Source organism: Actinoplanes sp. NPDC021490 (assembly GCF_055562135.1).
On the sequence record NZ_JBVHFW010000005.1, the window covers coordinates 404,802 to 429,591 of the forward strand.

The 24,790-nt window shown below is 68.8% G+C and carries 29 protein-coding genes; 4 read left to right on the forward strand and 25 right to left on the reverse strand.

The genetic code is table 11. The annotated features are described in order from the left end of the window. Positions 1-29: 29 nt before the first annotated feature. The 22 genes from ACZ3I4_RS16775 to ACZ3I4_RS16880 all read right to left on the reverse strand — a co-directional run bounded on the left by ACZ3I4_RS16775 (position 30) and on the right by ACZ3I4_RS16880 (position 17,947). Complete coding sequence (locus ACZ3I4_RS16775) at positions 30-1,121, reverse strand: EscU/YscU/HrcU family type III secretion system export apparatus switch protein (RefSeq protein WP_465382812.1); 1,092 nt, start codon at positions 1,119-1,121, stop codon at positions 30-32. A gap of 20 nt (positions 1,122-1,141) precedes the next feature. Then, positions 1,142-1,906, reverse strand: coding sequence for a flagellar biosynthetic protein FliR (gene fliR / locus ACZ3I4_RS16780; protein ID WP_465382813.1), 765 nt, complete (start codon positions 1,904-1,906; stop codon positions 1,142-1,144). Continuing rightward, positions 1,903-2,760: a flagellar type III secretion system pore protein FliP gene (gene fliP, locus ACZ3I4_RS16785; RefSeq protein ID WP_465382814.1), complete on the reverse strand. Its 858-nt coding sequence runs from the start codon at positions 2,758-2,760 to the stop codon at positions 1,903-1,905. Before fliP ends, fliR begins: the two co-directional genes overlap by 4 nt. Further along, entirely contained in the window at positions 2,757-3,200 is a 444-nt protein-coding gene (locus ACZ3I4_RS16790; protein WP_465382815.1) for a flagellar biosynthetic protein FliO, read from the reverse strand. The genes fliP and ACZ3I4_RS16790 overlap by 4 nt, the downstream gene beginning before the upstream one ends. 5 nt (positions 3,201-3,205) lie before the next feature. Continuing rightward, positions 3,206-3,967 carry a flagellar motor switch protein FliN gene (gene fliN / locus ACZ3I4_RS16795; RefSeq protein WP_465382816.1) on the reverse strand — a complete coding sequence of 254 codons (762 nt, stop codon included), beginning with the start codon at positions 3,965-3,967 and terminating at the stop codon, positions 3,206-3,208. Next, positions 3,964-4,911, reverse strand: coding sequence for a flagellar motor switch protein FliM (locus ACZ3I4_RS16800; protein WP_465382817.1), 948 nt, complete (start codon positions 4,909-4,911; stop codon positions 3,964-3,966). Before ACZ3I4_RS16800 ends, fliN begins: the two co-directional genes overlap by 4 nt. A gap of 121 nt (positions 4,912-5,032) precedes the next feature. Then, positions 5,033-5,494, reverse strand: a complete 462-nt coding sequence (locus ACZ3I4_RS16805; protein ID WP_465382818.1) for a flagellar basal body-associated FliL family protein — start codon at positions 5,492-5,494, stop codon at positions 5,033-5,035. A 12-nt stretch (positions 5,495-5,506) separates the two neighbouring features. Next, on the reverse strand, positions 5,507-6,520 hold the full coding sequence (locus ACZ3I4_RS16810) for a flagellar motor protein MotB (protein ID WP_465382819.1): 1,014 nt from the start codon (positions 6,518-6,520) through the stop codon (positions 5,507-5,509). Positions 6,521-6,524: 4 nt separating this feature from the next. Further along, a complete protein-coding gene (locus ACZ3I4_RS16815; protein ID WP_465382820.1) occupies positions 6,525-7,316 on the reverse strand; it encodes a flagellar motor protein in 792 nt (263 codons plus the stop codon). Further along, complete coding sequence (locus ACZ3I4_RS16820; protein WP_465382821.1) at positions 7,316-7,606, reverse strand: flagellar FlbD family protein; 291 nt, start codon at positions 7,604-7,606, stop codon at positions 7,316-7,318. The genes ACZ3I4_RS16815 and ACZ3I4_RS16820 overlap by 1 nt, the downstream gene beginning before the upstream one ends. A gap of 202 nt (positions 7,607-7,808) precedes the next feature. Further along, entirely contained in the window at positions 7,809-9,089 is a 1,281-nt protein-coding gene (locus ACZ3I4_RS16825) for a flagellar hook protein FlgE (RefSeq protein ID WP_465382822.1), read from the reverse strand. A gap of 38 nt (positions 9,090-9,127) precedes the next feature. After that, on the reverse strand, positions 9,128-9,571 hold the full coding sequence (locus ACZ3I4_RS16830) for a flagellar hook assembly protein FlgD (RefSeq protein WP_465382823.1): 444 nt from the start codon (positions 9,569-9,571) through the stop codon (positions 9,128-9,130). A gap of 136 nt (positions 9,572-9,707) precedes the next feature. Continuing rightward, the gene (locus tag ACZ3I4_RS16835; RefSeq protein ID WP_465382824.1) at positions 9,708-10,196 is read right to left on the reverse strand and encodes a hypothetical protein; all 489 of its coding nucleotides are present in this window, start codon (positions 10,194-10,196) and stop codon (positions 9,708-9,710) included. 7 nt (positions 10,197-10,203) lie between these two features. Further along, positions 10,204-10,566, reverse strand: coding sequence for a response regulator (locus ACZ3I4_RS16840; protein ID WP_465382825.1), 363 nt, complete (start codon positions 10,564-10,566; stop codon positions 10,204-10,206). Further along, the gene (locus ACZ3I4_RS16845; RefSeq protein ID WP_465382826.1) at positions 10,563-11,048 is read right to left on the reverse strand and encodes a chemotaxis protein CheX; all 486 of its coding nucleotides are present in this window, start codon (positions 11,046-11,048) and stop codon (positions 10,563-10,565) included. Before ACZ3I4_RS16845 ends, ACZ3I4_RS16840 begins: the two co-directional genes overlap by 4 nt. Further along, positions 11,045-11,431 (reverse strand): response regulator, encoded by a 387-nt coding sequence (locus ACZ3I4_RS16850; RefSeq protein ID WP_465382827.1) that lies wholly within the window; start codon positions 11,429-11,431, stop codon positions 11,045-11,047. Before ACZ3I4_RS16850 ends, ACZ3I4_RS16845 begins: the two co-directional genes overlap by 4 nt. 5 nt (positions 11,432-11,436) lie before the next feature. Further along, on the reverse strand, positions 11,437-12,282 hold the full coding sequence (locus ACZ3I4_RS16855; RefSeq protein ID WP_465382828.1) for a CheR family methyltransferase: 846 nt from the start codon (positions 12,280-12,282) through the stop codon (positions 11,437-11,439). Further along, positions 12,279-13,466 (reverse strand): protein-glutamate methylesterase/protein-glutamine glutaminase, encoded by a 1,188-nt coding sequence (locus ACZ3I4_RS16860; RefSeq protein ID WP_465382829.1) that lies wholly within the window; start codon positions 13,464-13,466, stop codon positions 12,279-12,281. Before ACZ3I4_RS16860 ends, ACZ3I4_RS16855 begins: the two co-directional genes overlap by 4 nt. Positions 13,467-13,493: 27 nt before the next feature. Next, positions 13,494-14,366, reverse strand: a complete 873-nt coding sequence (locus ACZ3I4_RS16865) for a hypothetical protein (protein WP_465382830.1) — start codon at positions 14,364-14,366, stop codon at positions 13,494-13,496. Continuing rightward, the gene (locus ACZ3I4_RS16870) at positions 14,366-14,803 is read right to left on the reverse strand and encodes a chemotaxis protein CheW (protein ID WP_465382831.1); all 438 of its coding nucleotides are present in this window, start codon (positions 14,801-14,803) and stop codon (positions 14,366-14,368) included. The genes ACZ3I4_RS16865 and ACZ3I4_RS16870 overlap by 1 nt, the downstream gene beginning before the upstream one ends. A 1-nt stretch (position 14,804) precedes the next feature. Further along, the gene (locus tag ACZ3I4_RS16875) at positions 14,805-17,159 is read right to left on the reverse strand and encodes a chemotaxis protein CheA (protein ID WP_465382832.1); all 2,355 of its coding nucleotides are present in this window, start codon (positions 17,157-17,159) and stop codon (positions 14,805-14,807) included. Positions 17,160-17,248: 89 nt separating this feature from the next. Continuing rightward, a complete protein-coding gene (locus ACZ3I4_RS16880; RefSeq protein WP_465382833.1) occupies positions 17,249-17,947 on the reverse strand; it encodes a response regulator transcription factor in 699 nt (232 codons plus the stop codon). 383 nt (positions 17,948-18,330) lie between these two features. Here ACZ3I4_RS16880 and ACZ3I4_RS16885 point away from each other — a divergent pair, with 383 nt between their 5' ends. Then, positions 18,331-18,852 carry a CAP domain-containing protein gene (locus ACZ3I4_RS16885; RefSeq protein ID WP_465382834.1) on the forward strand — a complete coding sequence of 174 codons (522 nt, stop codon included), beginning with the start codon at positions 18,331-18,333 and terminating at the stop codon, positions 18,850-18,852. Here the strand turns inward: ACZ3I4_RS16885 and ACZ3I4_RS16890 are convergent. After that, positions 18,849-19,892, reverse strand: coding sequence for a UDP-N-acetylmuramate dehydrogenase (locus ACZ3I4_RS16890; RefSeq protein ID WP_465382835.1), 1,044 nt, complete (start codon positions 19,890-19,892; stop codon positions 18,849-18,851). The genes ACZ3I4_RS16885 and ACZ3I4_RS16890 overlap by 4 nt on opposite strands. 68 nt (positions 19,893-19,960) lie before the next feature. Between ACZ3I4_RS16890 and ACZ3I4_RS16895 the strand changes: the two genes are divergently transcribed. The 3 genes from ACZ3I4_RS16895 to ACZ3I4_RS16905 all read left to right on the forward strand — a co-directional run bounded on the left by ACZ3I4_RS16895 (position 19,961) and on the right by ACZ3I4_RS16905 (position 23,302). Beyond that, on the forward strand, positions 19,961-20,719 hold the full coding sequence (locus ACZ3I4_RS16895; protein WP_465382836.1) for a maleylpyruvate isomerase family mycothiol-dependent enzyme: 759 nt from the start codon (positions 19,961-19,963) through the stop codon (positions 20,717-20,719). 142 nt (positions 20,720-20,861) lie between these two features. Continuing rightward, positions 20,862-22,286 (forward strand): GH1 family beta-glucosidase, encoded by a 1,425-nt coding sequence (locus tag ACZ3I4_RS16900; RefSeq protein WP_465382837.1) that lies wholly within the window; start codon positions 20,862-20,864, stop codon positions 22,284-22,286. A 5-nt stretch (positions 22,287-22,291) separates the two neighbouring features. Further along, positions 22,292-23,302 carry a LacI family DNA-binding transcriptional regulator gene (locus ACZ3I4_RS16905; protein WP_465382838.1) on the forward strand — a complete coding sequence of 337 codons (1,011 nt, stop codon included), beginning with the start codon at positions 22,292-22,294 and terminating at the stop codon, positions 23,300-23,302. Here the strand turns inward: ACZ3I4_RS16905 and ACZ3I4_RS16910 are convergent. Beyond that, the gene (locus tag ACZ3I4_RS16910; RefSeq protein ID WP_465382839.1) at positions 23,267-24,106 is read right to left on the reverse strand and encodes an EI24 domain-containing protein; all 840 of its coding nucleotides are present in this window, start codon (positions 24,104-24,106) and stop codon (positions 23,267-23,269) included. The two genes, ACZ3I4_RS16905 and ACZ3I4_RS16910, sit on opposite strands and share 36 nt — an antisense overlap. 62 nt (positions 24,107-24,168) lie before the next feature. Then, entirely contained in the window at positions 24,169-24,627 is a 459-nt protein-coding gene (locus ACZ3I4_RS16915) for a hypothetical protein (protein ID WP_465382840.1), read from the reverse strand. Positions 24,628-24,790: the final 163 nt, after the last annotated feature.

Here is a 24,790-nt window from a genome sequence, read left to right on the forward strand (position 1 = left end):
CGATGTGAGGAAATCTCCTAACTTTTCAGTTATGCGGCTTCTGATTCAGAATGTGGGTTGCGGTGCAGGCCTGCCGCCGACCCCTTCGTCTTCAGGCTCATGACGAACGCCAGCACCTTGGCCACCGCGCCGAAGAACTCGGCCGGGATCTCGTGGCCGACCTCGACGCCGCCGTAGAGCGCCCGGGCCAGCGGCTTGTCCTCGACCATCGGGACCCGGTGCTCGGCCGCCAGCTCACGGATCTTGGTGGCCAGCGGGCCCTGGCCCTTGGCCACCACGCGGGGCGCGCCCTTCTGCGGCTCGTAGCGCAGCGCCACCGCGACGTGGGTCGGGTTGACCATCACCACGTCGGCGGTCGGCACGTCGGCCATCTGCCGGTTGCGGGCCATCGCCATCTGCCGGGCCCGGATCTGGGCCTTGATGAGCGGGTCACCCTCGGAGTTCTTGTACTCCTGCTTGACCTCTTCCTTGGTCATGCGGAGCTGCTTGTTGGTGCGCCGGCGCACGACGAAGTAGTCGGCCGCGGCCATCGCGATGCCGGCCACCGACGCGGCCCGGATCAGGTTGAGGGCGGCGTCCACGACCGTGCCGAACAGGGCGGCCAGGGGCAGCTGCCCGGCGCTCATCAGCGCCGGGAAGACGTCCTTGGTGGTGGCATAGAGCACGCCGCCCAGCACGCCGGTCTTGACCAGGGCCTTGGTGCCCTCCCAGAGGGCCTGCGGGCCGAGCATGCGCTTGAGGCCGGGCCACGGGTTCAGGCGGTTGAACTTGGGGATGAACAGCTTGGTCGCGACGCGGATGCCGCCCTGAGCCCCGGCCGCGGCGATGCCCACCACCATCATGGTCAGCGAGAGCGGCAGCACGGCCCACACCGTGCTCATGCCCGCCTCTTTGAGCAGGGCCATCGCCTGGGCCGGCTGCGGGTCGGCGATGACGTCGGGAATCTGCGCCACCAGCTCCTCGGCGTGCTTCATCGCCGTTTCCAGGGTGCGCGGCAGCATCACGCTCGCGGCCAGCATCCCGAACCAGGCGCCGATGTCCTGGCTCTTGCCGATCTGGCCCTCGCGCTTGGCCTTCTTGAGTTTCTGGGGTGTCGGTTGTTCTGTCTTCTCGCCCGACATGCCACCCCCTAAGGTCCGGCCTAACCGCTGCTGAGCTGGAGCACCGCCTTGACCGCCCGCTCCACGATCGAGTCGACCACGCCGGGCAGCGCCGAGATGGCGATACCGGAGATGAGCAGCACCATGAAGATCTTGGCCGGGAAGCCCAGCTGGAACGCGTTGAGCGCCGGCGCGACCCGGTTGAGCAGACCGAACGCGACGTCGGTGAGGAACAGGACGGCGATCAGCGGCCCCGCGATCTGGACGGCCGCCATGAACAGGTCACCGATCCCCCTGATCAGCAGCTCGCTGAACGTGTTCGTCGAGAAGGTCCAGTTCAGCGGTACGGTCTGGAACGTCTGCAGGTAGCCACGCAGCACCATCTGGTGGCCGTCGGTGGCGAACAGCAACGTGATCGCGACCAGGTTGTAGAACCGGCCGAAGATCGAGCTCTGGTTCTGCGACAGCGGGTCGTAGCCCATGGCCAGCGTGAAACCGCCGAACAGGTCGATCAGGTCACCGGCGGCCTGCAGGGCAGCGAACAGCAGCGCGGTGACGAAGCCCAGCCCGGCGCCCACGAAGACCTGGATCAGGACGCTGAAGATGATGTCCGAGGTCTGCAGCGACGGCAGCGTGCCCCGCAGGTACGGCGCCATCGGCAGGGTCAGGCCGACCGAGAGCAGCGCCTTGACCGTGCCCGGGATCAGCCGCGAGTTGAACGGCGGGCACACCATCATCCAGGCTCCGGTGCGGGCCGCGCCGAGCATGAGGGCCAGCAGCTCGGCGGTCGGGACGCTGAAGTTCATCGGTACGACGCCACCAGCGCCGTGAGGATCAACCCCCATCCGTTGACCAGCACGAACAACAAGAGCTTGAAGGGCAGGGCAACGGTCACCGGTGGCAGCATCATCATGCCCAGCGACATCAGGGACGCCGAGACCACCATGTCGATCAGCAAAAACGGGATGAAGATGACGAAGCCGATGATGAACGCGGCCCGCAGCTCGGAGAGGACGAAGGCCGGCACCAGCGTGGTCAGCTCGACGTCCTCGCGGTTGCGGGGCCGCTCGTCACCGGCGAGCCGGATCATCAGCGCCACCTCGTCCTCGCGGGTGGTCTGCCACATGAAGTCGCGCAGCGGCTTCACGCCGTCCTCGAAGGCCTGCGACTGGGTCTTGTCGCCCTTGAGATAGGGCTGCACGCCCTGCTCGTTCATCGCCGACACGGTCGGGCCCATGATGAACAGGCTGATGAACACGGCCAGCCCGGCCAGCACCTGGTTGGGCGGCATGCTGGTCAGGCCGAGCGCGTTGCGGGTGATGCCCAGGACCATGAAGATCTTCGTGAAGCAGGTGCACAGCAACAGCAACGCGGGGGCGACCGAGAGCACGGTCAGGCCCAGCATGATGATCAGCGACGTGGCCGGGCGGCTGCCGTCCGGGTTGGTGCCGTTGATGTTGACGTTGATGTTGGGGCGGCCGGGACGAGCCGGCGGTGTGGGCGGCGCGGGGGCCCGTTCGGGCAGCGCGACCGTCACGGTCGCGGGGGCGCGTTGCGGTGCGGCCGGCGTACGGGACGGCTCGGCATTGGCCGGTCCCGGCAGCAGGACGAGCGCGAATCCCAGGCTCACCAGCAGAAAGAACAACGCGCGTTTGATCATCGGTGGCTGGTCCGATCCCGGAGGAACTCCATCGCCGACTTCCAGGTGCGCGGCGAGAGGATCGACCCCTCGATGCGACTGTGCCGGGGCGCCGCCGGATGCCGCCCGGGCAGATCCTGAGGGCCGTTGGCCAGTTCCGCGGCGAGCTCGGCGTCCACCTCGAGGTGGTCGCGGTGCTCGGCGTGGTGGTGCTCGAAGATTTCGACCTCGGCCTCGCCCAGCAGGCTCACCTGCTGATCGGTGACGCCCAGGATGATCGCGCGGTCGGCCACCTTGACCACGGCCACCGCGGCGCCCCGGGAAAGCTGCTGACGGTTGAGCACCACCAGCGACCCGTGCCCGCGCCCGAGCAGGGGGCGGCGGACAAGCCGGGCCAGGCCCCACATCATCCCGAGGATGAGGAAGAGCGAGAAGCCGATCCGCAGGACGAGCTCGAACAAGGCCGTTACTCCCGCTCGGTGCCGGGAGCGATGATCTCGGTGACCCGGATGCCGAAGTTCTCGTCGACCACGACGACCTCGCCGCGCGCGATCAGCCGGCCGTTGACCAGCAGGTCGGCCGGGCTGCCGGCGGCCCGGTCGAGCTCGACGATCGCTCCGGGCGTCAGGGACAGCAGCTCCCGTACGCTCATCCGGGTGCGGCCCAGCTCGGCCGAGACCTCCATCTCGACGTCGTGCAGCATGTCGAGGCCGCCCCGCAACTGCACCGCGGGCCCGGCCGACTCGCGCCGCGCGACGTTGCCGCCCGCTCCCGGGAGGTCGGACGGCCAGGGGCTCAGCGAGAGGGCGAGCACGGCCCGGATGTCACCGCCCTCGACCAGCGGCACCGCGACGGCGTCGTCCTTGGCGGCGATCGCGCTCAGCGCCACCTGCGGCTCCATCACGACGCCGGGGTCGAGCACGACCGGCCCGAAGACGCGCGCGGCGGCCTCGAGTGCCGGCCGCACCGCGGCGGTCAGGTCGAGTTCGCCGAGCGGGCTCTCCTTGAGCGCGTCCGCCAGGTCCTGCCCGACCACCACGACGACCTCGCCGGAGGCCGCCCCGCTGAACCGGGCGGTGACCGCCTGTCCCTCGACGAGGACGTCCGCGGTCGCGGCGATCGGTTCGGCGACGGCCAGGGGCCGGCTGGTGGGAAGGACGGCCAGCGCGGCGTCGGCCGCGTTCCGGGCGAGCGCCAGCTGCGGCGCGGTGATGGTGGGCGCGGTCATGGGCGACCAGACTCCTTGGGCGATTCCTTGGGCGCGGGCACGACGAGGCAGGCGAGCCGGGCACCCTGGTTACCGGGAACTGCATGGGCGAAAACGGTCTCGTTGACGGTCACCTCGAGCGGCTGGCTGGTCGGATGACCGAGCGGGACCACATCTCCGGGCCGTAGGTCCACGATGTCATCGGTACGCATCCGGATGGGCTGGAATCGGACCGCAACATCGAGTGGAGCGGAGGAGAGGCCGGCCGTCAGGTTGCGCAGCGCCATGTCCTTGGCGGCCCGCTCGGCCTCGCTGAGCACCACCGTCTCGGTGCGCGAGAGCACCGGCAGGATCGTGTTGAACGGCAGGCAGAAGGTGTGCATCGTCTCCTCGGCGCCGATCTTCACGTCGAACGAGGCGATCACGCACGCGTCACCGGGTTGATGGGCCCGGAGGAACTGCGCGTTGTACTCGATGTCCTTGAGCTTCGGGTGGATGTCGACCAGCGTCTCGAAGCCGTAGCGCAGCTCGCCCAGCATCCGCTCCAGCAGGCCGCGCAGCAGGGGCATCTCGACCTCGGTCAGCGGCCGCTCCGGCTGGGGACCGCCGGGACCACCGAGCATGTGATCAATTGCGGTCATCGACGCCGAGGTCGAGATTTCCATCAGGGCCGTGCCGGGCAGCGGGTCGAGCGCCACCACGGCGATCACGGTGGGGTTGCCCAGGGCCGCGACGTACTCGTCGTAGTTCAGCTGCTCGATCGAGGCGAGCGTGACGTTGCTGACCGCCCGCAGACGGGTTGTGAGCAGCGTCCCGCAGCTGCGCGCGTAGGTCTCGAAGGCGATCTGCAGCGTCCGGACGTGTTCACGGGAGAGCTTGATCGGCTTGCGGAAGTCGTACGCGGTCGGCCCTGCGCCCTGACCACGGCGGGACATCCGGCCGAGGGAACGTGCGGCGTTGGTCACGTTGTCCCCATCGGCTCGCTTCCAGGTCGGCTGAGCGCGAGGACCGTTTTTATCCCCTTAAAGCCAGTTGGGCGGGTTCACCGAAGTGAACCCGCCTGCCGGAGCTAATCTGAGTTGTTCGTTACTGGGTGACGAACGAGGTGAAGTAGATCCCCATCACCATCTTCTTGTCTTCCTCGGTGTACGCCTTCACGATCTTCGTGAGCAGCTCTTCCTTGGCGTGCTCGCGGCCCTTCTCGGTGGAGAGCTCGGCGACCGTCTTGCCGGTGTACTCGTCGATCGCCAGCTCGAGCGCCTCGCTGGTGTCGACCGACTCGGCGCCGGCGTCCGCCGTCTGCTGCAGCGAGAAGCCGAGCTTGAGGTAGTGACCGTCGGCCAGGTTGATCGTCAGCGGCTCCTCGATCGCGGTGACCGAACCCTTGACCGGCGCGGCCTCGGCCTTGTCGCCCTTCAGCATGAAGAACGCCCCGGCGCCGCCGCCGCCCAGCAGCACGACCGCGGCAACCACGATGATCATCAGCATCTTCTTGGACTTCTTGGGGGCGTCGGCGGCGGTGGTGGTGGTCGTCTCGTCCTTGCTCATCGAAAGCTCCTCTCAGTCGTGCGTTGGGTTGGTGTTGGACTCGCTGTTGTTATCGGTCGTGCCGGCGGCCGGTTGAGCCGCCTTGGCTGCAGCTGAGGTTTGACCCGGGTGCAGTTTGTTGTTGGCGCCGGCCGCGGCCGGCAGCAGCGCTGCCTGCTCGGCCGAGAGCGTCGTCAGCACGACGATGTCGACTCGGCGGTTCATGACGATCGAGCGGGGGTCGGACGGGTCGATCAGCGGCTTGGTGTCGGAGAAGCCGACCGCGGTCATGCGGTTCTTGGCCAGGCCGTGGCCCACCAGGTAACGCACCGTGGTGGAGGCGCGGGCCGCGCTGAGTTCCCAGCCGCTCGGGTAGAACGTGGTTTTGGCCTTGAGCTGGTTGGTGTTGCCGTCGACCTCGATGTTGTTCGGCAACTTGGTCAGGGTCGGGGCGATCGCGTCCAGGATCTTCTTGCCGCCCGGCTGCAGGTCGGCCCGGTTGCCGGCGAAGACCACCTCGTTGGTCAGGACCGTGACCACGAGGCCACGCCGGTCGATGGTGAACTGCACCGAGCCGAGCAGCTTCTGTGCGGCCAGAGCGTCAGCGATCTTGTTCTCGACCTTCTTGAGGTTCTCCGCCTCCTTGGTGGCGGCCTCCGCGTTCTTCGAAGCCTTCTTGCGGTCCTCGGCGGCCATCGCGGCCTTGAGCGCTTCCTTTTGCTGAGCGGTCAGGTTCGACGCGCCGGCCTTGCCGTCACCCGGGTTGGCGCCGGGGTCGATGGCCACGATCTCGGCGCTGTTGCCGGAGCCGTCCATCGGCCCGGTCTGGCCCTGGAATGCGACGCTCTGAGCGCCGAAGCCCGACGACAGACCGGAAGCCAGCTGAGCGAACTTCTTCATGTTGACGTCGCTCATGGAGTAGAGGACCACGAACAGAACGAACAGCAGGGTCAGCATGTCGGCGTAGGACACGAGCCAGCGCTCGTGATTGACGTGCTCCTCGTGCTCCTCGTGTCGCTGCTTACGCTTACCCCCGCCACTGCTCATCGGGTCAGGCCGCCTTCTTCGTGTTCGCGGCCGACTCGGCCTTCTTGGCCTCGTCCGGCGGGAGGAGGCTGCGGAGCTTCTGGGCCACCAGTCGCGGGTTCGAGCCGGCCTGGATGGCGAGGACACCGTCGACGACCAGCTCCATCTCCTCGGCCTCGACGCCGCTGAGGCGGGTCAGACGGGCGGCGATGGGCAGCCAGATGACGTTGGCGCTGAGCACGCCCCACAGGGTCGCGACGAACGCGGCGGCGATGGAGTGACCGAGCGTGTCGGGCTTGTCGAGGTTCTCGAGCACGTGCACGAGACCCATGACCGTGCCGATGATGCCGATCGTGGGGGCGTAGCCGCCCATGTTCTCGAAGAGCTTGGAGCTGGCCTTGTCGGCCTTCTTCTTGGCCGCGATCTCGGCGTGCAGGATGTCGTGCAGCTCGTCCGGGTCGGTGCCGTCGATCGCCAGCTGCAGACCGCGCTTGAGGAACGGGTGCTCAACCGTCTTGACCGCGTCCTCGAGGGCCAGCAGACCCTCGCGGCGGGCCCGCTCGGCCAGCTTCACGACCTCCTCGACCAGCTTGGTCGGCGGCGTGACCTTGGCCAGGAACGCCTTCTGGAGCTGCTTGCCGGCGCCGGTCGCGTCCTTCAGCACACCACCCGCCATACCGGCCGAGAAGGCGCCGCCGAACACCAGCAGCATCGAGGGGATCAGGATGATGGAGGTCGGCGAACCGCCCTCGAGAATCTGAACAGTGAAGATGATGATGAGGCCGGCGACTACACCGACGATGGTTGAGATGTCCATCAGCGTCCATTCCGGTGCAGCGGGAGCACCTTAGCGTCGTCGTCGTCGCTGTCGGACGACGTGGCGGAGGAGTGGGTGTTGGTGGGCTCGGCCTCGAGGCGACTCGCTTGGGCGATCAGCGAGGCGCGGTAGTGCCGCACTGACTCGATGAACTCGGGCACGGACTCGGCGATGACGTACTTCGTGCCGTCCACCAGCGTGATGACCGTGTCGGGCGTGCACTCCGCGCGCTCGATGAGGTCGGGATTCAGGGCAAACACGGCACCGTTGATGCGGGTAACGAGGATCACTTACGTCCATCCTTGGTGGTCATGTGTTCCTGGCTGGTGGGCCGTCCGTGGCCCTTCGATATGTGTTTCGGCCTGATCCCGGTTGCCGATGAGATCCAACCGGTGGCCGTACGGGTGCAGCCTCCGGCTCGAACGACGACGGCCGGGGCAGACGCGGATGCGCCTGCCCCGGCCGGCGGCCGAACTCTTTCTTTGATGCCGATTACCGCTTCATGCTGACGAGCTCCTGGAGCAGCTCGTCGGAGGTTGTGATGATGCGGGAGTTCGCCTGGAAGCCGCGCTGGGCGATGACCAGGTTGGTGAACTCCTGGGCCAGGTCGACGTTCGACATCTCGAGGGCGCCGCTGATCACCTGGCCGAGGCCGGAACTGGTGGGCGTGCCGACCTGGGCCAGACCGGAGTTGACGGTGGAACGCCACTGGGAGTCTCCGGTCTTCTCCAGACCGTTGACGTTCTTGAAGGTGGCCAGGGCGACCTGGCCCAGCACCTTCTTCTGGCCGTTGCTGAACGCGCCGACGATCTCCCCGGTGTCCGACACGGTGTACGACAGCGAGGCCAGCGTGCCGGCTGCATGGCCGTTGGAGTCGGAGACCCGCGCCTCGGTCAGACCGTGGAACATGGTCAGATCCTTGACGTCGACGCTGAGCTCTTCGGACAGGTTGGGGTCGATCCCGGTGCCGGTGGCGTTGATACCGCTGAACGTCAGCGGGTCGGTAGTGGTCGGCTTGCCGTCGTTGAAGCTCATCTTGGCGCTGGCCGTGATGGCCGGCGTGTCCTGGCCCGACTTCGTCAGGGTCACGGTGTACGTCTGCGGATCGCCCGCGGTCGGGTCGGTGTCTCGGGTGAACTTGGCCGACAGGCTCATCGGGTTGCCGAACTTGTCGAACGCCTTGAACGGGATCTCGATGACCGGGACCTTGGTGACGTCGGTGATGCCCTCGGGCATGTCGTTGGTCAGGTTGCCCTTCATCTCCACCGTGCTGGTCATCTCCGGCGTGATGCTCTTGCCCAGCGGCATCTTGATGTCGCCCGGCTTCGCGGCCGGGTTGACCACGCCGTTCTCGTCGGCGGTCCAGCCCTGCACGGGCTCGCCGGTCGCGGTGGCCAGCGTGCCGTTGGCGTCGAAGAAGAACGAGCCGGCCCGGCTGTAGAGCTCCTCGTTGCCGCGGCGGGTGATGAAGAAGCCGTCACCCTGGATCATCATGTCGCCGGCCTTGCCGGTGGTCTGCGCCGAACCCTGGCTGAAGTTCGAGGTGATACCGGCGTTGCGGACACCGAGGCCGACCTGACCCGGGTTGGAGCCGGCCTGGCCGTTCTGCGGGGCGCCGGCCGCGGCGGTCATCTGGCTCAGCGTGTCCTGGAACTGGACGGAGCTCGCCTTGTAACCGACGGTGTTGACGTTGGCGATGTTGTTACCGGTCACGTCCATCATCTGCTGATGCGCGTGCAGGCCACTGATGCCGGAATAGAGCGAACGCAGCATGGGTGGTTCCTTCGCTTTGAGATTGCGGCGGTTGAGGATTACGCCTTGGGCGTCGCGTCGGTCGCGCCAGGCTGAATCTCCTGAACTTCCGTGACCTTCGACAGCGGCACTTCCGTGTTTCCGATCCGAAGCATCGGTTCGCTGTCACCGTTGAGCTTGGCGGCCGAGATGGCCCCGGTGTGCCGGACGCCGTCGGCGTCCATGTACTCCACGTTCTTGCCGACCAGGGAGCTGGCAGTGATCAACTGCTGGCCCTTGAGCATGTCGGCGATGCCCTCCAGCTTTTCCACCTGGGTGAACTGGGCGGTCTGGGCCAGGAACTGGGTGGAATCGGCCGGCTTGCTGGGGTCCTGGTACTTCAGCTGGGCCACCAGGAGCTTCATGAAGGTGTCCCGGTCGCCCAGGGTCTTGCTCTTCTCCTTGGCCGCGCCGGCTCCGGCCGCAGCCGCGGCACCGGAGATTCCAGAGGTCGGTGAGGTCATGGGTTGCTCCCGTCCGTTCAGCACGCTCAAACTCTGATTCGGCCGGGACGGCAATTTGCTTAGCACCGGACTGAACCCGTCCGGCAACCGAAGAAGGGCCCGCCGGATGGCAGGCCCTTCGTCGGTTCGCGTGCGATCAGGGAGCCAGTGAGAGGCTGAGCTTCCCCTTGCCGTACCGGTTGACGTCGACGAGCAGGTCGACCCGGCGGCCGAGCGCCATCAGGTGGGCCCGGGCGTCGCCGGGCAGCGGCTCGCCGGGATAGACCACCTGGTGGAGCTTGATGTGCGGGCCACCCTCGCGGTTGAGCAGGCTGGTCAGCACGTTGCAGAGCTCGCCGACGTTCTCGGCGAGGTTGGGGTAGAGCTGCTTGTCGTCGATGCTGTCCTCGGCCGCACCGGCGGGCAGCAGACCGAGCGCGGCGCCGGCGTTGGCGGCCAGCGCGAGCTCCATCCCGAGGACGGCGTAGATGTTCTGCGCAGTGTCGATGAAGATTGCGACCGTCGCGGTGGGGATCTCATCTGCGCTGAGAGGCTCACCGGGGCTGACGGTCACCTCCCGGCCGAGCAGATCCTCGAAAAGGTTGCGGACGGCCAGGGTGCCAGGAAGAACCGTTACGTCGGACATGTCGTAATCATCCCAAAATAGGAGCGAAGACCTCATCGAATCGCTCAGCCGAGAACGGCTTCACGATGAAAAACAGAGCACCGGCGGAATCCGCCTGTTCCTTCATCTCAGGAGTGCTCTCGGACGTCACAAAACCGAACTTGACGTCGTTTCCGGCGGCACGAAGCTTCCGGAGAACCTCGATGCCGGTCATTTCCGGCATGTTCCAGTCGGACAGCACCAGATCCGGGCTCTCCGACGTGACCATGTCGAACGCCTCTTGCCCGTTGGCCGCCTCGATCAGGTCGTGATCGCCGAACCCGGCCTGACGCAGGGTGCGGACCACGATCTGCCGCATCACCCGGCTGTCGTCAGCGATGAGAATCTTCATTCCGCGCCCTCCTTGTTGTCACCGCGGCTCTGCCACATGGAAATCGACACCGGCTCGCCCTCCCACATGCCGTAGACACCGCTGATCCTCTGGGTGCCGGGAAAGCGCGCCGTCGCTTCGGGAGCGAGCACCACCTGCGGCAGCGACAGCAGCGCGCCGGGTGGCAGCATCGCCTTGACGTTCCCGCCGATGATGTTGGCGAGTTCGCCGAGCACGTCGGACAGATCCTCGTCGCCGACCTCGTCCGGCTCCATGGCCAGGAACGCGCCGGCGGCACGACGGGCCGCCTTGGTCGAGGTGGCATAGACGACGTACCCGGTCCAGGAACCGGTGATGGAGACCGAGGAGTGCACCTCGGACGGCTGGTTCTCGTCGTAAGTCGGGATCAGGGGGCTCACGCCCTCCGGATCCAGATACGACTCCCACACCTGCTCCACCATCTCGGCGAGGTCGCTCTCGTGGACCTCGACTTCGATGCTCATGAGTTCGCTCCGGTCGGGACGAGGCCCAGCAGGGCCAGTTTTTCGATCATGGCCCCTTCGGTGAAGGGTTTGATCACGTATTCGTGGGCCCCCGCGGCGAGCGCCCGGACGATCTGGCTCTGTTCGCTCTCGGTCGTGACCATGACCAGCGTCATCTCGCGCAGGCGCGGTTCGGCCCGCGCGTGGGTGACGAACTCGAGCCCGTTCATGTTCGGCATGTTCCAGTCGATGAGGGCCAGTTCCGGCACCTCGGTCATCGCGTTCAGGAGGTCGAGCGCCTCCTTGCCGTCGCCCGCCTCCACCGCCTCGAAATTGAGCTTGGTGACGATGCGCTTGAGGATCATGCGCATAGCGCGGGAATCGTCGATCACCATGGCGCGCATGGGCGTCATCCCCTTCTCGCGGCGCCCAGGGACGCCCCGCTACGGACTCGGTAGGCGGAGGTGCGGCCGGCGGCCACACGCTCGTAGTTGTCGTCGATCCCGATCGTGGTCTCGGCCGCACCCAGGAACAGCCAGCCGTCCGGACGGAGCAGCTTGGCCACGTTCTGCAGCACGGTGCGCTTGGTCGCGACGTCGAAATAGATCAGGACGTTGCGCAGGAAGATGACGTCGAACGGCTGCATGGCGGGCAGCGGTGCGGTGAGGTTCATCAGCCGGAAGGACACGTTGCGACGCAAGGCCGAGGTGATCCGCCAATGCGCGCCGGCCCGCTCGAAGTACTGCACCAGCTGCGAGGCGGGCAGTCCGCGGTTCACCTCGACCTGGCTGTACTCGGCGGTCTCGGCCCGCTTGACCATCTCGGTCGAGATGTCGGTGCCCATGATCTCGTAGTTCCAGCCCGGCGGGAGGTTCTCCTGCAGGGTGATGGCCAGGCTGTACGCCTCCTGGCCGCTGGAGCTGGCGGCCGACCAGATCCGGACCTTGCGGGTCGCGGACCGCGACTTGACCAGCTCGGGCAGCACGACGTCGGTGAGGGCCGCGAACGGTTCACGGTCACGGAACCACGACGTCTCGTTGGTGGTCAGCGCGTCGATGATCTTGCGCTGCTTGGTCGGGTCGGGCCGGCGTTGCAGGTCGGCCAGGAACTCGTTGACGCTCGCCGCCCCGACCGTGCGGGCGACCGGGATGAGCCTGGCCTCGACCAGATACTCCTTGCCCGGCGCGAGCACGATGGACGCCTCGCGCCGCACGAGCTGGGAGACGAAGTTGAACTCGGCTTGCGAGAGTGTCATCGGGCCACCGCCGCCGATCGGGCGGTCTTGATCCGGTTGACCAGGTGCGGGGCGATCCGGTCGAGCGGCAGGATCTCGTCCGCCAGCCCCGCGCCGACCACGGCGCCCGGCATCCCCCACACCACCGAGGTGGCCTCATCTTGTGCCAGCACCTCGGCGCCTGCATCTCTCAGCACCTTCGCACCACCTCGTCCGTCATGTCCCATTCCGGTGAGCACGGTCGCATAAGCGGATGCGCCGTAGAGGGCCGCGACCGAGCGGAACATGACGTCCACGGCCGGGCGGCAGGAGTTCTCCGGGGGCGCGCCGCTGAGCTGCGTCAGCGTGGCGGTTCCCCGGCGGTGAAAGACCAGGTGCTGATCCCCCGGAGCGATGTACGCCCAGCCGGGCGTCAGCTCCATCCCGTCCCCGGCCTCGACCACCCGCAGCGGCGTGCTGCGGTCGAGCCGTTCGGCGAACATCTTGGTGAAGACGGGGGGCATGTGCTGCGTGACGACGATGGGCACCGGGAAGTCGGCCGGAATGCCCTGCAGCACCTTCGTGAGCGCGTCCGGGCCGCCGGTCGACGAGCCGATCGCCAGGATGTCGATGCGGCCACCGGGCGTGCCCCGGCGAGGAGCGGCCGGCCCGGCGCCGGCGGGCGGGGCGCCGGGGCGTCCGTGTCCGGCCGGTGGCGCACCGGCGCGCGACGGGACGCCGCCCGGGCGTCCGGCCACCGGACGGGCCGGGGCGGCCGGGGCGCCGGGACGCGACGGTGGTCCCGCCGGGGCGCCGGGCCGGCGACGGCCGGCCAGCGCGTGGATCTTGGGGACGAGCTCGTCGCGGACCGCCTTGATCGACTCGTTGATCGAGCCCACGTTGCTCGGCTTGGTCACGTAGTCGGTGGCGCCGGCCGAGAGCGCCTCCAGAGTGGCCGTCGCACCCGAGGCCGACAGCGTGCTGAACATGATCACGGGGATCTGCTTGTGCCGCTTGCGCAGCTCGCGGACCGCCGTGATGCCGTCCATCTGCGGCATCTCGATGTCCATCGTGATCACATCAGGCTTGAGCTGATCGATCTTGGCCTGGGCCAGCAGACCGTTGGATGCCGTGCCGACAACCTCGATGTTCTCGGCTCCGCCGAGGGCATCGACGATCAAGCGGCGGACGACCACCGAGTCGTCGACGACGAGGACCGAAATCATCTGGTCACCTCCTTCACCCCAGCCACCTCAGGCCAGCCACGCGGGGCCGAGGGCCGCCACCACCGGCGCGAGCAGCCGATGAGCGGTCGACGTATCCAGCAGGTCGCGCACCACCAGCGCCTGTACGGCGCCGCTGAGCATGTTCCACACCCCGCCGGCCCGATCGGCCAGCGGAATGGCAGCCGTGTCGACGGCCTGTACCAACAGCATCTGCGCCGCGGCGGCCGTGCGGACCCGATCCGAGAGATAGGCCGCCCAGGACGCCGAATGCACGGCCGGGGACCAGCCACCGGCGTTGCGGCGGGCGTCCTCGGCCGAGCTGATCAGCCGGCTCAGATCGCTCGACCGCAGCGAGCGCAGCCGGTCGAGCAGGGCCGAGACCGTGTAGTGGTGCGGGCCCAGGTCGATCGGCGCACCGACCGGCACCTTGCGCATGGCCGCGACCCAGCCCGCGCCGAGCCGGCGGCGGGTGTCGGCGTCGAGCACCTCGCGCAGGTAGCTGGCCACGGCGGCGTCGCAGATCAGGGCGGTGGCCGCGGCCGCCACCTCGGACTGCTGGGCCTCGCGGCCGGTGCCGGTCCAGGTCCAGGCCATCACGTCGTACCGGAGGCAGGTCAGCAGCGCGTCGACCGTGCCGATCGGCGCCCGCTCGACCAGGGCCAGGCTGCCGGCCGCGTCGTCCTTGTTCATGCCCTTGAGCGACGGCATCCGGCGCGCCGCGCTCTCCACCTCGACCCAGAGCGGGCCGCGCGCGTCCTCATTGGGCAGTCGCTCGGCCAGCAGCGGAAGGTCGTCGGCCTGCAGCCGCAATCCGCGCAGCACGACCTCGGCCGTGGCCGACCCGCCGGTGAGGCGGGTCAGGTCGAAGCCGAGCACCGGGGCGCTGACGAGGCTGTACATCAGGTCGTGGCGCGGTACGTGTCGACGGCCGCGTTCACGTCGAGGGCGAGCATCAGCCGGCCGTCCAGCTTGAACGTCCCCACGACCAGGTCGCGGGTGGGCCCGCTGAGCGTGTCCGGCGGCGGCTCGAACGTGTCGTCGTCCAGATCGACCACCTCGCCGATCCGGTCCACCACGAGGCTGACGGGCTCGCCGTCGCCGCGCAGGATCACGTTCATCACCGGACCCTCGAGCTCCTTGCGGACCAGGCCGAGCTGGACTCGCAGGTCCACCGCGGCGATCACCTGGCCCCGCAGGTTGAACAACCCGCCGATGGCCGGCGGCGCCAGCGGCACCGGGGTGTACTCGTTGTACGAGAGCACCTCCTGCACCGTGTGCACCTCGACGCCGAAGAGCTGTTCCGCCACCTCGAACGTGGCGAACTGACGGCTCGCCATCTCAGGCCTCCACCAGCAGCTCGTCGTTTTCCAGGTCGGTGTAGAAGTTCGGGTCGGCCGCGAGGATCGCGCGCCGCACGTCCAGCAGCTCGGTCACGCGCTGCTGGATGACCGCGGTGCCGACCAGGCCGTCCTCCTCGGCGTCGCGGCGGGCGGTGGTCGAGTTCTCGGCGATGTCCACGATCCGGTCGACCACCAGTGCCACGCTCCGTGATCCCTCGCTGTAGACGACCACCGAGACGGTGTCGCCCTCCGGTTCCTCCCCGTACGCCCCGAGCAGATGCGACAACCGCACCAGGGGCAAAATCTGACCGCGGTACTGCACGACCTCGCGGGAACCGGCGTGCTCGATCCGGTCGCGCGGGAACTCCTCGAGCCGGGTGACCGTGTCGAGCGGGATCGCCACCCGGCGCTCGCCGACCGCGGTGACCAGCAGTCGCTCGCCGCTGCCGCTGCCTGCGGCCGCTCGCGAGGAGGCCTCGAGGTTCTTCCGTTCGGCGTCGGCGGCCAGGTGGCTGCGCCGGGCCAGTGACGAGACGTCGAGGATCAGGCCGACCTTGCCGTCGCCCAGGATCGTCGCCCCGGCGTACAGCCCGATGTCCTTGAACCGGCTGTTCAGCGCCTTGACGACGACTTCCTCGGTGTTGAGGACCCGGTCGACGACCAGGCCGAAGCGCCGTCCGTCGGCCTGCAGCACCATGATGTAGACGCCCTGGTCGCCGCTCATTCCGAGGCCGAGCGCCTTGTCCAGGCGTACGAGGGGAAGAAGTTTGCCCCGGAGCCGATAGACCGGCGCACCCGAGGCGTACTCGATCTTGGTGGACTGGCCGTCGATGAAGACCAGTTCCAGCACCGCGACCTGCGGGACGACGTACCGCTGATCGCCGCAGTCGACGGTGAGGGCCTGGATGATGGCCAGGGTCAGCGGGATGGTCAGCCGCCAGACGGTGCCCTCGCCGGGCGTGGAGTCGACGCTGACCGCGCCGCCGATGCTCTCGATGTTGGTCTTGACGACGTCCATGCCGACACCGCGGCCGGACACGTTGGTCACCTTGGCCGCGGTCGAGAAGCCGGGCTGGAAGACCATCGCCATGATGTCGCGGCGGTCCATGTTCGGGATCTGGTCGGCGCGCAGCAGGCCGTTCTCGACCGCCTTCTGCGCGATCCGCTCCACGTTCAGGCCGGCGCCGTCGTCGGCGACCTCGACCGCCACGTGCCCGCCCTCGTGATAGGCGCGCAGCGTCAGCGTGCCTTCGGGGCCCTTGCCGGCCGCGGTCCGCTGCTCCGGGTTCTCGATGCCGTGGTCGACCGCGTTGCGTACGAGGTGGGTCAGTGGGTCCTTGACCGCCTCGAGCAGGCTGCGGTCGAGCTCGGTCTCCTTGCCCTGCATGACCAGCTGGACCTGCTTGCCAAGGCCGTTGCTCAGGTCGCGGACGACTCGGGGCAGCTTCGACCAGATGTGCTCGATGGGCTGCATCCGGGTCTTCATGATGCCCTCTTGCAGCTCGCTGGTAATCATGCCGAGCCGCTGGGCGCTGCGGACGAGGGTGGCGTCGCCGGTCTCCATCACGCCCCGGACCAGCTGGTTACGGGCCAGGACCAGCTCGCCGACCATGTTCAGCAGCGTGTCGAGCAGGTCGACGTCGACCCTGATGGCGCTGTCGGCGATGCTGCGCTTGGGCGTCTGAGCCTGCAGGGCCTCGCTGACCGCGGCCGGCTGGGCCTTGCCCTCGTCGAGCAGGATCGTGCCGAGCTTGCGCTCGTCGCCCTCGATCTGCTGGGCCAGCGCGGAACCGACGTCCGAGGCCTGCGCGGCGCCGGTCTCGACCAGGATCTCGCCGATCGGCTTGCGCTGGTTCTCCACCGGCTCGGGGGCCGGACGGGCCGGAGTCTCCTCGAGCGGCTCGGGCTGCTCCGCCTCGGCGGCCGGCGCTTCGGCCGCCGCCGGGGGCTCGGCGGACTCGGCGGGCTCGGCGTTCATCTGCGCGTTGACCTGCGCGATGATGCTGTCGATGTCGACATCGCCCTCGGCCTGCGTCTCCTCGATCGCGGCGAGGATCGAGCGGACACCGTCGATGGTCGCGAGCAACGTGGTGATCGTCGTCGGAGTCACCGGCATGACGCCGTCGCGCAGCTTGGACAGCAGCGACTCGCCCGCGTGAGCCAGTTTCTCCAGCCGGCTGAACGCCAGGAAGCCGCTGGTTCCCTTGATCGTGTGGATCGCCCGGAAAATGCGGGAGATCAGGTCCCGGGAGTTGGGGTCCTGCTCCAGCTCGACCAGGTCACGGTCGATCTGGTCGAGGTTCTCATGGCTTTCCATGAGGAATTCGCCAACGATCTCACCAAGGTCTTCCACGCTTCAATACCTCCTGCTCGGCGTCCCAAGGCCCTCATCGGTTGTCGGCTTCGTCACCTGAGGACACCCGGATCACAACCAAGGGGAAATCAGGCCTCTCCGCCGGGACGGCGGTAGCGGTAACCGAATCCACGCACGGATTCGATGGGTGAATCGTCGGGGTCGGACCAGCCGAGCTTGCGGCGCAAGCGCAGCACGGCGAACTTGACGCGCTCCTGGCCGATGCCGGTCGGGTCGTCCCACGCCTGGGTCAGCAGCTGGTTCGGGCTCAGCACCGCCCCCGCGTGCCGGACCAGCGCGTTGAGCAGCCGGAACTCGGTGGGGGTCAGGCGCTTCTCGTCGCCCTTGACGTAGACCCGGCGCTTGGTCGGGTCCAGATGCACGAGCCCGTCGTCGTAGACCTGGCTGGCCCAGCTGTTCTGCCCGCTCGACGAGCGCCGCAGCAGGGCTTCGACCCGGGCCAGCAGCTCGTTGTTGGCGAACGGCTTGGTCAGGTAGTCGTCGGCGCCGCCCCGCAGCCCGCGCACCTTCTCGGCCTCCTGGCCGTGCGCGGTCAGCACCAGCACCGGCACGTCGGAGACGTCGCGCAGACGCTCCAGCACCTGCCAGCCGTCCATCTCGGGCAGGCCGACGTCGAGAACCACCAGATCCGGGTGCTCCGCGTACGCCTCCTTGAGGCCCGTACGACCGTCGCCGGCGTGCGCCACCTCGTAACCCGCACGGCTGAACAACAGTCGCAGGGCGAGTGCGATGTCCGGATCGTCCTCGACGACGAGTAGGCGACTCATCCTGTGCTCACCCTGCCCCACCCCTCGTTCGTGCTTGGTGCGGACACACGACCGCCCGTCCGCACGCTGGTGGGCGCCCGGTGCAGGTCGGTGTCGTGTGTTCTGCTCCGGCGACAGCCGGCGGCGGAATCAACCGCGCAAAGCCACGATAGCGTGATGTCACGGTCTATTTACGGACAGTGACAGATTAGCGGGCTATCGGCCTGGCCGGACCCGGTCGGACAGATCCCCGGGAAGCCGGTCTCCGTCCAAGATCGCCAATCCCCTCAGACTGACAGGTTCTACGACTTGGTTTCCGGTTTCCGGCAAAGAAGGGACGTACGCCCCGATAACGGCTCCGATATCCCTAGGTGGGCGACGCCGCCCAGGAAAGGAGCCATGCCGTGCTGCACCGGGTGCTGCGACATCTCACCCCGCTGATCGCCGGTCCGGCGGCCGCGCTCGCCGTGGCCGCTCCGGCCCACGCCACGGTGCCGGTGCCACCGGCGCCGCCCGCGGCCGCGCCGGCCGTCGTCGCCCCGCGGACGCTGATGTCCCAGGTAATCACGATGACCAACCAGCGGCGCTGGGCCGGCGGCTGCCGCCGCCTGCTCACGGTCGATCGCGAGCTGGTCGTCGCGTCCGTGCGGCAGAGCGTCTACATGGCCCGCACCGGCCTGTTCAGCCACGTCTGGCGGGACGGCACCACGTTCGTGCGACGGTCCCATCTGGCCGGCTACGAACAGCCGTCCGGCGAGAACATCGCCTGGGGCTACCGCACCGCGACCGAGGTGATCGAGGCGTGGATGGCCAGCCCGCGGCACCGCGCCAACATCCTCAACTGCGGCGCCAAGTCGATGGGCGCCGGCGTCGTCTACGCCGCGAACGGGGTGCCGTATTACACCCAGGTGTTCGGCTGGGACTAGAGAGCGCAGTTGATGAGGACGGGTTCCGGGTGCAGCTCGACGCCGAAGCGCTCCCGGACCCCGTCCCGCACGGTGCGGGCCAGGCCGAGCAGAGCCTCGGTGGTGCCGTCGCCCCGGTTGGTCAGCGCCAGCGTGTGCTTGGTCGAGATGGCCACGCCGTCGCCCGCGAAGCCCTTGGCGAAACCGGCCCGCTCGATCAGCCAGGCCGCCGGGATCTTCACGGTGCCGTCGTCGCCCGGCCAGTGCGGGGCATCCAGCCCGAGGTCGGCCCATCGCCCGGCGCTGACCACGGGGTTGGTGAAGAACGAGCCGACCGACCACGTGTCGCGGTCGTCGGGGTCGAGCACCATGCCCTTCTGCTCGCGCAGCTTGCGCACGGTGTCGCGGGCCTGCTGCAGCGGGACCCGGTCGCCCACCTCGACGCCGAGGTTGCGGGCCAGCTCGGCGTACCGGATCGGGGCCGACTCGGGCGAGCGGGTCAGCCGGAAGTCGACCTCGAGCACCACGTACCGGTCGTTGTGCTTGAAGACGCTGGCGCGATAGGCGAAGCCGCACTCGGCCGGGGGCATCACCCGCAGCGTCCCGGACTGCCGGTCGTACGCGTGGACCGCCACGATCGTGTGAGCGACCTCCTGCCCGTACGCCCCGACATTCTGGATCGGGGTGGCGCCCGCCGAGCCCGGGATCCCGCTCAGGCACTCGATGCCCGAGAGACCCCGTTCCACCGCGTACGCCACCAGGTCGTCCCACGGCTCGCCCGCGGCCACCCGCAGCACGACGCTGTCGTCGCTCTCCTCGACGGCGCGGATGCCCCGGGTGCGCAGCAACACGACCGTGCCGTCGAAGCCGCCATCACCGATCACGACGTTGCTTCCGCCGGCCAGAATGAGCAGCGGACGCCCCTCCTGGGTGGCGTTACGCACGGTAGCTACCACTTGGTCCGTTTCGGTGGCGACCGTCAAGGTGCCGGCTGGGCCGCCGAGGCGTAGCGTCGTGTACGCCGAGAGGGCGGTTTGCGGGGCGGCGGTAACGTCAGGCACGCCAACCACCCTAAGCTCAACGGGTTGGGCATTCTCATCGGCGGTCCGGTGGAGCGGAGAGCATCGCGATGAACAGGCTGCACGCGACGAAGGACTTCTGGCTCGCGGCGTTGCGGGCCGACGGCCCGGCGCTGCAGGACGCGGTGGCCCAGGCCGGCCCCGGCGCGGCCGTGTCCGGCTGCCCCGACTGGACGGTGGCCGACCTGGTCGAGCATCTGACGTCCGAACTGAACTGGGTGCGCGAGATCGCCGCCCGCGGCGTCACCGAGCGTCCCGACCAGCCGCAGCTCCCGGCCCGCCCCGAGTGGGACGCCGCGCTCGACGGCCTGCGCCGCGAACTGACCGGCACGATCGAGACGCTCGAGGCCCTCGACGCCGACTTCCCGGCCTGGAACTGGGCGCCGCAGGCGAAAAAGGCGTCGTTCTGGCAGCGCCGGATGGCCCACGAGATCTCGGTGCACCGCTGGGACGCCGAGTCCGCGGCCGAGCGGCCCACCCCGATCGAGACCAAGCTGGCCGCCGACGGGGTGAGCGAGGTGCTCGACACCTGGCTGCCGGCCGGCCGCCGCAAGGGCCCGACCGACCTGCACGGCGTGGTCCACCTGGTGGCCAACGACGCGGGCTACGAATGGTTCGTGCGGCTGCGCGGGGCCGGGGTGGCTCTGCTCGACACGGGCACGATTCTCGACTCCGACGATCACCACGCCCGCGCCCAGGCCACCGGCACGGCCAGCGATCTGCTGCTGATGCTGATGGGCCGGGTGCGTACGGATCGCCTGGTCATCACCGGTGACCCGCGTCTGATCACGGCCCTGCGCACCGGCTGACGCACCGCTGCCTTCCCCGGCCAACCGCCCTCGCTCGGACGTAAGGCTGGCTTACATTCGACTTACCGGTATGGCGGCGAAAGTTTCCGCCCCTATGATTAACCGGTTAAGTTTGGACTTCGTGAGCGAATAAGGGGAACGCATGACGGCCACCGTCACGTCCACGTCGGCGCAGCCGGCCCTCGCCGCGATCACCTTCCCCGACGACTTCATCTGGGGCGCCGCCACGGCGTCGTATCAGATCGAGGGCGCGGCGCGGGAGGACGGTCGCGGCCCCTCGATCTGGGACACCTTCAGCCGTACGCCGGGACGCGTCTTCAACGGGCACACCGGCGACGTGGCTTGCGACCACTACCACCGCTACGTCGACGACGTGGCGCTGATGGCCGATCTGGGCCTGGCGTCGTACCGGTTCTCGATCGCCTGGCCGCGCATCCAGCCCGACGGCACCGGCCCGGTCAACGTCAAGGGCCTGGACTTCTACGACCGGCTGACCGACGAACTGCTCGGCAAGGGCATCGACCCGGTCGTCACGCTCTATCACTGGGACCTGCCGCAGACGCTGGAGGATCTCGGCGGCTGGGCCAACCGGCTGACCGCGGAGGCCTTCGCGGAGTACGCCCAGATCGTGCACGCCCGTCTCGGCGACCGGGTCAAGACCTGGACGACCCTGAACGAGCCCTGGTGCTCGGCCTACCTGGGCTACGGAAGCGGCGTGCACGCGCCCGGCAAGCAGGACCCGGCGGCCGTCTTCGCCGCCGTGCACCACCTGCTGCTCGGCCACGGCATGGCGGCCCGGGCGCTGCGCTCGGCCGGCGCGCAGAGCATCAGCATCACGCTCAACCCGTCGGTCGTCTTCCCGGTCGACGCGGGCAACGCCGCCGACCGCGAGGCCGCCCGGATCATCGACGGGCTGTCCAACCGGATGTTCTTCGACCCGCTGCTCAAGGGCCAATACCCGGCCGACATGCTCGAGCACATGTCGCGGTTCACCGACCTGTCGTACATCGCGGACGGCGACCTGAGCACGATCAACGCCCCGATCGACGTGCTGGGGATCAACTTTTATCAGCCCGCGTACGTCTCGGCCAAGCCCGGCGCTCCGGCCGCGCTCGACCAGCCCGGCAGCGAGGGCATCGCCTGGCGCGCGCCGGACGGCCCGGTGACCGACATGAACTGGCTGATCGAGCCGTCCGCCCTGACCAGCCTGCTCAAGCGGATCAACGACGACTACCCGGGCACCCCGCTGCTGATCACCGAGAACGGCGCCGCGTACCCCGAGGTCCCGTCGGCCGACGGCGAGGTTCACGACGCCCGTCGGGTCGACTACCTCGACGGCCACCTGCGCGCCTGCCATGATGCCCTGGCGGCCGGCGTCGATCTGCGTGGTTACTTCGTCTGGTCGCTCATGGACAATTTCGAGTGGGCCGAGGGTTACCGCAAGCGGTTCGGGGTCGTGCACGTCGACTACGCGACCCAGAAGCGCACGCTGAAGGACAGCGCGAAGTGGTACCGGGAGGTGATCCGGCGCAACGGCATCGCCGCGCCGGAATCGAACGAGGGGTGAGCTGATTGGTGACGCGGGAACGGCCGACCCTGGAAGCAGTGGCCCGCCGGGCCGGAGTGTCCCGGGCGACGGTCTCCCGCGTCGTCAACGGCTCGACGTCGGTGGCCGCCTCCATCCGTGAGGCGGTCACCCGCGCCGTCGACGAACTGGGCTACGTGCCCAACCAGGCCGCCCGCAGCCTGGTCACCCAGCGCACCGAGTCGATCGCGCTGATCCTGCCCGAGACCGCCAACCGCGTGTTCTCGGACGACCTGTTCTTCCCGGCGATCATCCGGGGCGTCGGCATTGAACTCGAGGCGGCCGACAAGCAGCTCGTGCTGATGATGGCCGGCTCGGCCAAGAGCCACGACCGGGTCGAGCGGTACGCGGTGGCCGGTCACGTGGACGGCGTCATGTTCGCCTCCATGCACGGCGCCGACCCGCTCCCCGGCAACCTCGCCCGTCTCGGCATCCCGGTGATCTGCAGCGGCCGCCCCATCGGCGGCCCCCAGGTGCCCTATGTGGACGTCGACCACTTCGGCGGGGTCGCCGCGGGCGTACGCCATCTGGTCGCGGCCGGCCGCCGCCGGATCGCCACCATTGCCGGCCCACAGGACATGGTGGCCGGCATCGATCGCCTGGCGGGCTATCGGGCCACGCTCGACGAGGCCGGCCTGGCCCAGCATGTGCAGTTCGGCGACTTCACCCGCGAGTCCGGCATCGCCGCGATGCGAACGCTGCTGGCCGACGACCCGGCGCTCGACGCGGTCTTCGTGGCCTCCGACATGATGGCCCACGGCGCGTTGCTGGCCCTCAAGGACGCGGGCCGCCGGGTGCCGTCGGACGTCGCGGTGATCGGCTTCGACGACTTCGAGATCAGCCGCTACAGCGATCCCCCACTGACCACAGTGCGCCAGCCGATCGCCGACATGGGACGCACGATGGCCCGCCAGCTGCTCGGCCTGATCAACGGCCAGGCCGGCCTGCCCGACGCCGTGGTGCTACCGACCGAGCTCGTGGTCCGCGAGTCGGCCTGAGCCGGCCCCGTCACCGGGCCGGCCGGTGTGCGGCGGGACGCCGCCGGCCGTCTGGATCGGGTGGCCGAGCGACTTGCGGGCCAGCAGCGTGGCGCCCGCGATCGCGGCGGGCATCAACAGGATCGCGCCCAGCGGAATCAGAAAACAGCAGAAGACGGCCACGCCGAAACCGAGCGCCAGCGGCCGGTTCGCCGCCAGCACCACCCGGCGCTGCCGTAGCCGTTGCCCGCGCCGCTGAAACGGCACGCCGGTCAGTTCGAGGGCGAGCACCCACCCACCGACCGCGCCGCCCAGCACCGGCACGACCGTCTGCCCGACCACCGGCACGAACCCGAGCAGGAACAGCGGAATGCCGATCAGGATCGACAGCCCGATCAGCCGCAACGAGTCGAACAGGCTGCGTCGCAGCGACTCCCAGAACCCCACCTCGACCTCGTCGGCCACCCCGCCGAACCGTTCCTCGACCAGCCCCGAGATCCGCTCGTAGAACGGGTCGCCGATCAGCAGCGTGACCGCGGTGAACGTCAGCACCCCGAGCAGCACCGCCACCCCGAGCAGCGCGATGCCGCCGAGCACCTGCATCGCCTCCCGAACCGACTCGGCCCAGTCGTCGGCAAACCAGGTGACGGCCCGGCTCAGCTCGGGCAGATAGTCGACCAGAAAGAACAGCGCCGTGGCATAGAGCACGCCGGAGATGAGCGCCGGCAGCAGCCCGAGCCCGAGCACCTTGGGACTGCGCAAGACGATGCCGAGGCCCCGGCCGAGCAGCCCGGCCCCGGTGAAAAATTGCCGTACAGCGGTCACGCCCGGCAGCCTAAAGCAGCCGACGTCAAACCGCTGCGAGGCCGGAGGGGCGAGGGCCCGCTTCAGTCGGGCTGACGGCGGCTCCACTCGGGAAAGTCCCGCGACGGGGGCCGGAAGCTTTCGCTGATCGGGGGCTCGACGGACGGCGGCTCCCAGCTCGGCGGGGTGCTGATCTCGGTGGGGGTCGGCACCGGGGGCTGGTTCAGCGGTGGGAGCGGGTCGTCGGTCGGGGTGGTCGTGGACGGTGTGGGGGACGGCGACGTCGTGGGCGCGACGGTCGTCGTGGCGCTCGGGGACACCGATGGCGTGACCGAGGTGGGGACGGGGGCGCTGCCGGACGTCGTGGGGGCCGGGCGATAGGGCTGGGCCGTGTAGCGGACGGCCACCGGCTCTCGTTTCGTCGACGTGGGAGCGGCGCCGAGGGCGCCCTCGCCGCCGGGGACGCCCACTGCAGCAGGGCGCTGGGCCGGGGTCGCGAGGGTCCAGCCGATCGTGACGGCGAACGGCAAGCCGAACGCCACGAGTCCGACAAAGACTGATTTGGGGGATAGCCGCACGTTCTAGACAACGTGCTGAGAGCCGAAAAAGGTTACGGCTCAGCTGGTAGAACGGGCTTGATCAATGAGCCGTCGCACCGGTACTGTCCGCTGGCTCCCCTCTGTCGTGACGGGGAGGCAGAAACAA

Coding starts and splice junctions, on each gene's coding strand:
- ACZ3I4_RS16835 (WP_465382824.1), bottom strand. CDS start 10,196: ATGTCCGACGTAACGGTTCTTCCTGGCACCCTGGCCGTCCGCAACCTT.
- ACZ3I4_RS16825 (WP_465382822.1), bottom strand. CDS start 9,089: ATGCTGCGTTCGCTCTATTCCGGCATCAGTGGCCTGCACGCGCATCAG.
- ACZ3I4_RS16840 (WP_465382825.1), bottom strand. CDS start 10,566: ATGAAGATTCTCATCGCTGACGACAGCCGGGTGATGCGGCAGATCGTG.
- ACZ3I4_RS16815 (WP_465382820.1), bottom strand. CDS start 7,316: ATGGACATCTCAACCATCGTCGGTGTAGTCGCCGGCCTCATCATCATC.
- ACZ3I4_RS16855 (WP_465382828.1), bottom strand. CDS start 12,282: ATGACACTCTCGCAAGCCGAGTTCAACTTCGTCTCCCAGCTCGTGCGG.
- ACZ3I4_RS16880 (WP_465382833.1), bottom strand. CDS start 17,947: ATGAGTCGCCTACTCGTCGTCGAGGACGATCCGGACATCGCACTCGCC.
- ACZ3I4_RS16845 (WP_465382826.1), bottom strand. CDS start 11,048: ATGAGCATCGAAGTCGAGGTCCACGAGAGCGACCTCGCCGAGATGGTG.
- ACZ3I4_RS16900 (WP_465382837.1), top strand. CDS start 20,862: ATGACGGCCACCGTCACGTCCACGTCGGCGCAGCCGGCCCTCGCCGCG.
- ACZ3I4_RS16805 (WP_465382818.1), bottom strand. CDS start 5,494: ATGAGCAAGGACGAGACGACCACCACCACCGCCGCCGACGCCCCCAAG.
- ACZ3I4_RS16895 (WP_465382836.1), top strand. CDS start 19,961: ATGAACAGGCTGCACGCGACGAAGGACTTCTGGCTCGCGGCGTTGCGG.
- fliP (WP_465382814.1), bottom strand. CDS start 2,760: ATGATCAAACGCGCGTTGTTCTTTCTGCTGGTGAGCCTGGGATTCGCG.
- ACZ3I4_RS16810 (WP_465382819.1), bottom strand. CDS start 6,520: ATGAGCAGTGGCGGGGGTAAGCGTAAGCAGCGACACGAGGAGCACGAG.
- ACZ3I4_RS16775 (WP_465382812.1), bottom strand. CDS start 1,121: ATGTCGGGCGAGAAGACAGAACAACCGACACCCCAGAAACTCAAGAAG.
- ACZ3I4_RS16870 (WP_465382831.1), bottom strand. CDS start 14,803: ATGGCGAGCCGTCAGTTCGCCACGTTCGAGGTGGCGGAACAGCTCTTC.
- fliR (WP_465382813.1), bottom strand. CDS start 1,906: ATGAACTTCAGCGTCCCGACCGCCGAGCTGCTGGCCCTCATGCTCGGC.
- ACZ3I4_RS16860 (WP_465382829.1), bottom strand. CDS start 13,466: ATGATTTCGGTCCTCGTCGTCGACGACTCGGTGGTCGTCCGCCGCTTG.
- fliN (WP_465382816.1), bottom strand. CDS start 3,967: ATGACCGCGCCCACCATCACCGCGCCGCAGCTGGCGCTCGCCCGGAAC.
- ACZ3I4_RS16850 (WP_465382827.1), bottom strand. CDS start 11,431: ATGCGCGCCATGGTGATCGACGATTCCCGCGCTATGCGCATGATCCTC.
- ACZ3I4_RS16865 (WP_465382830.1), bottom strand. CDS start 14,366: ATGTACAGCCTCGTCAGCGCCCCGGTGCTCGGCTTCGACCTGACCCGC.
- ACZ3I4_RS16830 (WP_465382823.1), bottom strand. CDS start 9,571: ATGACCTCACCGACCTCTGGAATCTCCGGTGCCGCGGCTGCGGCCGGA.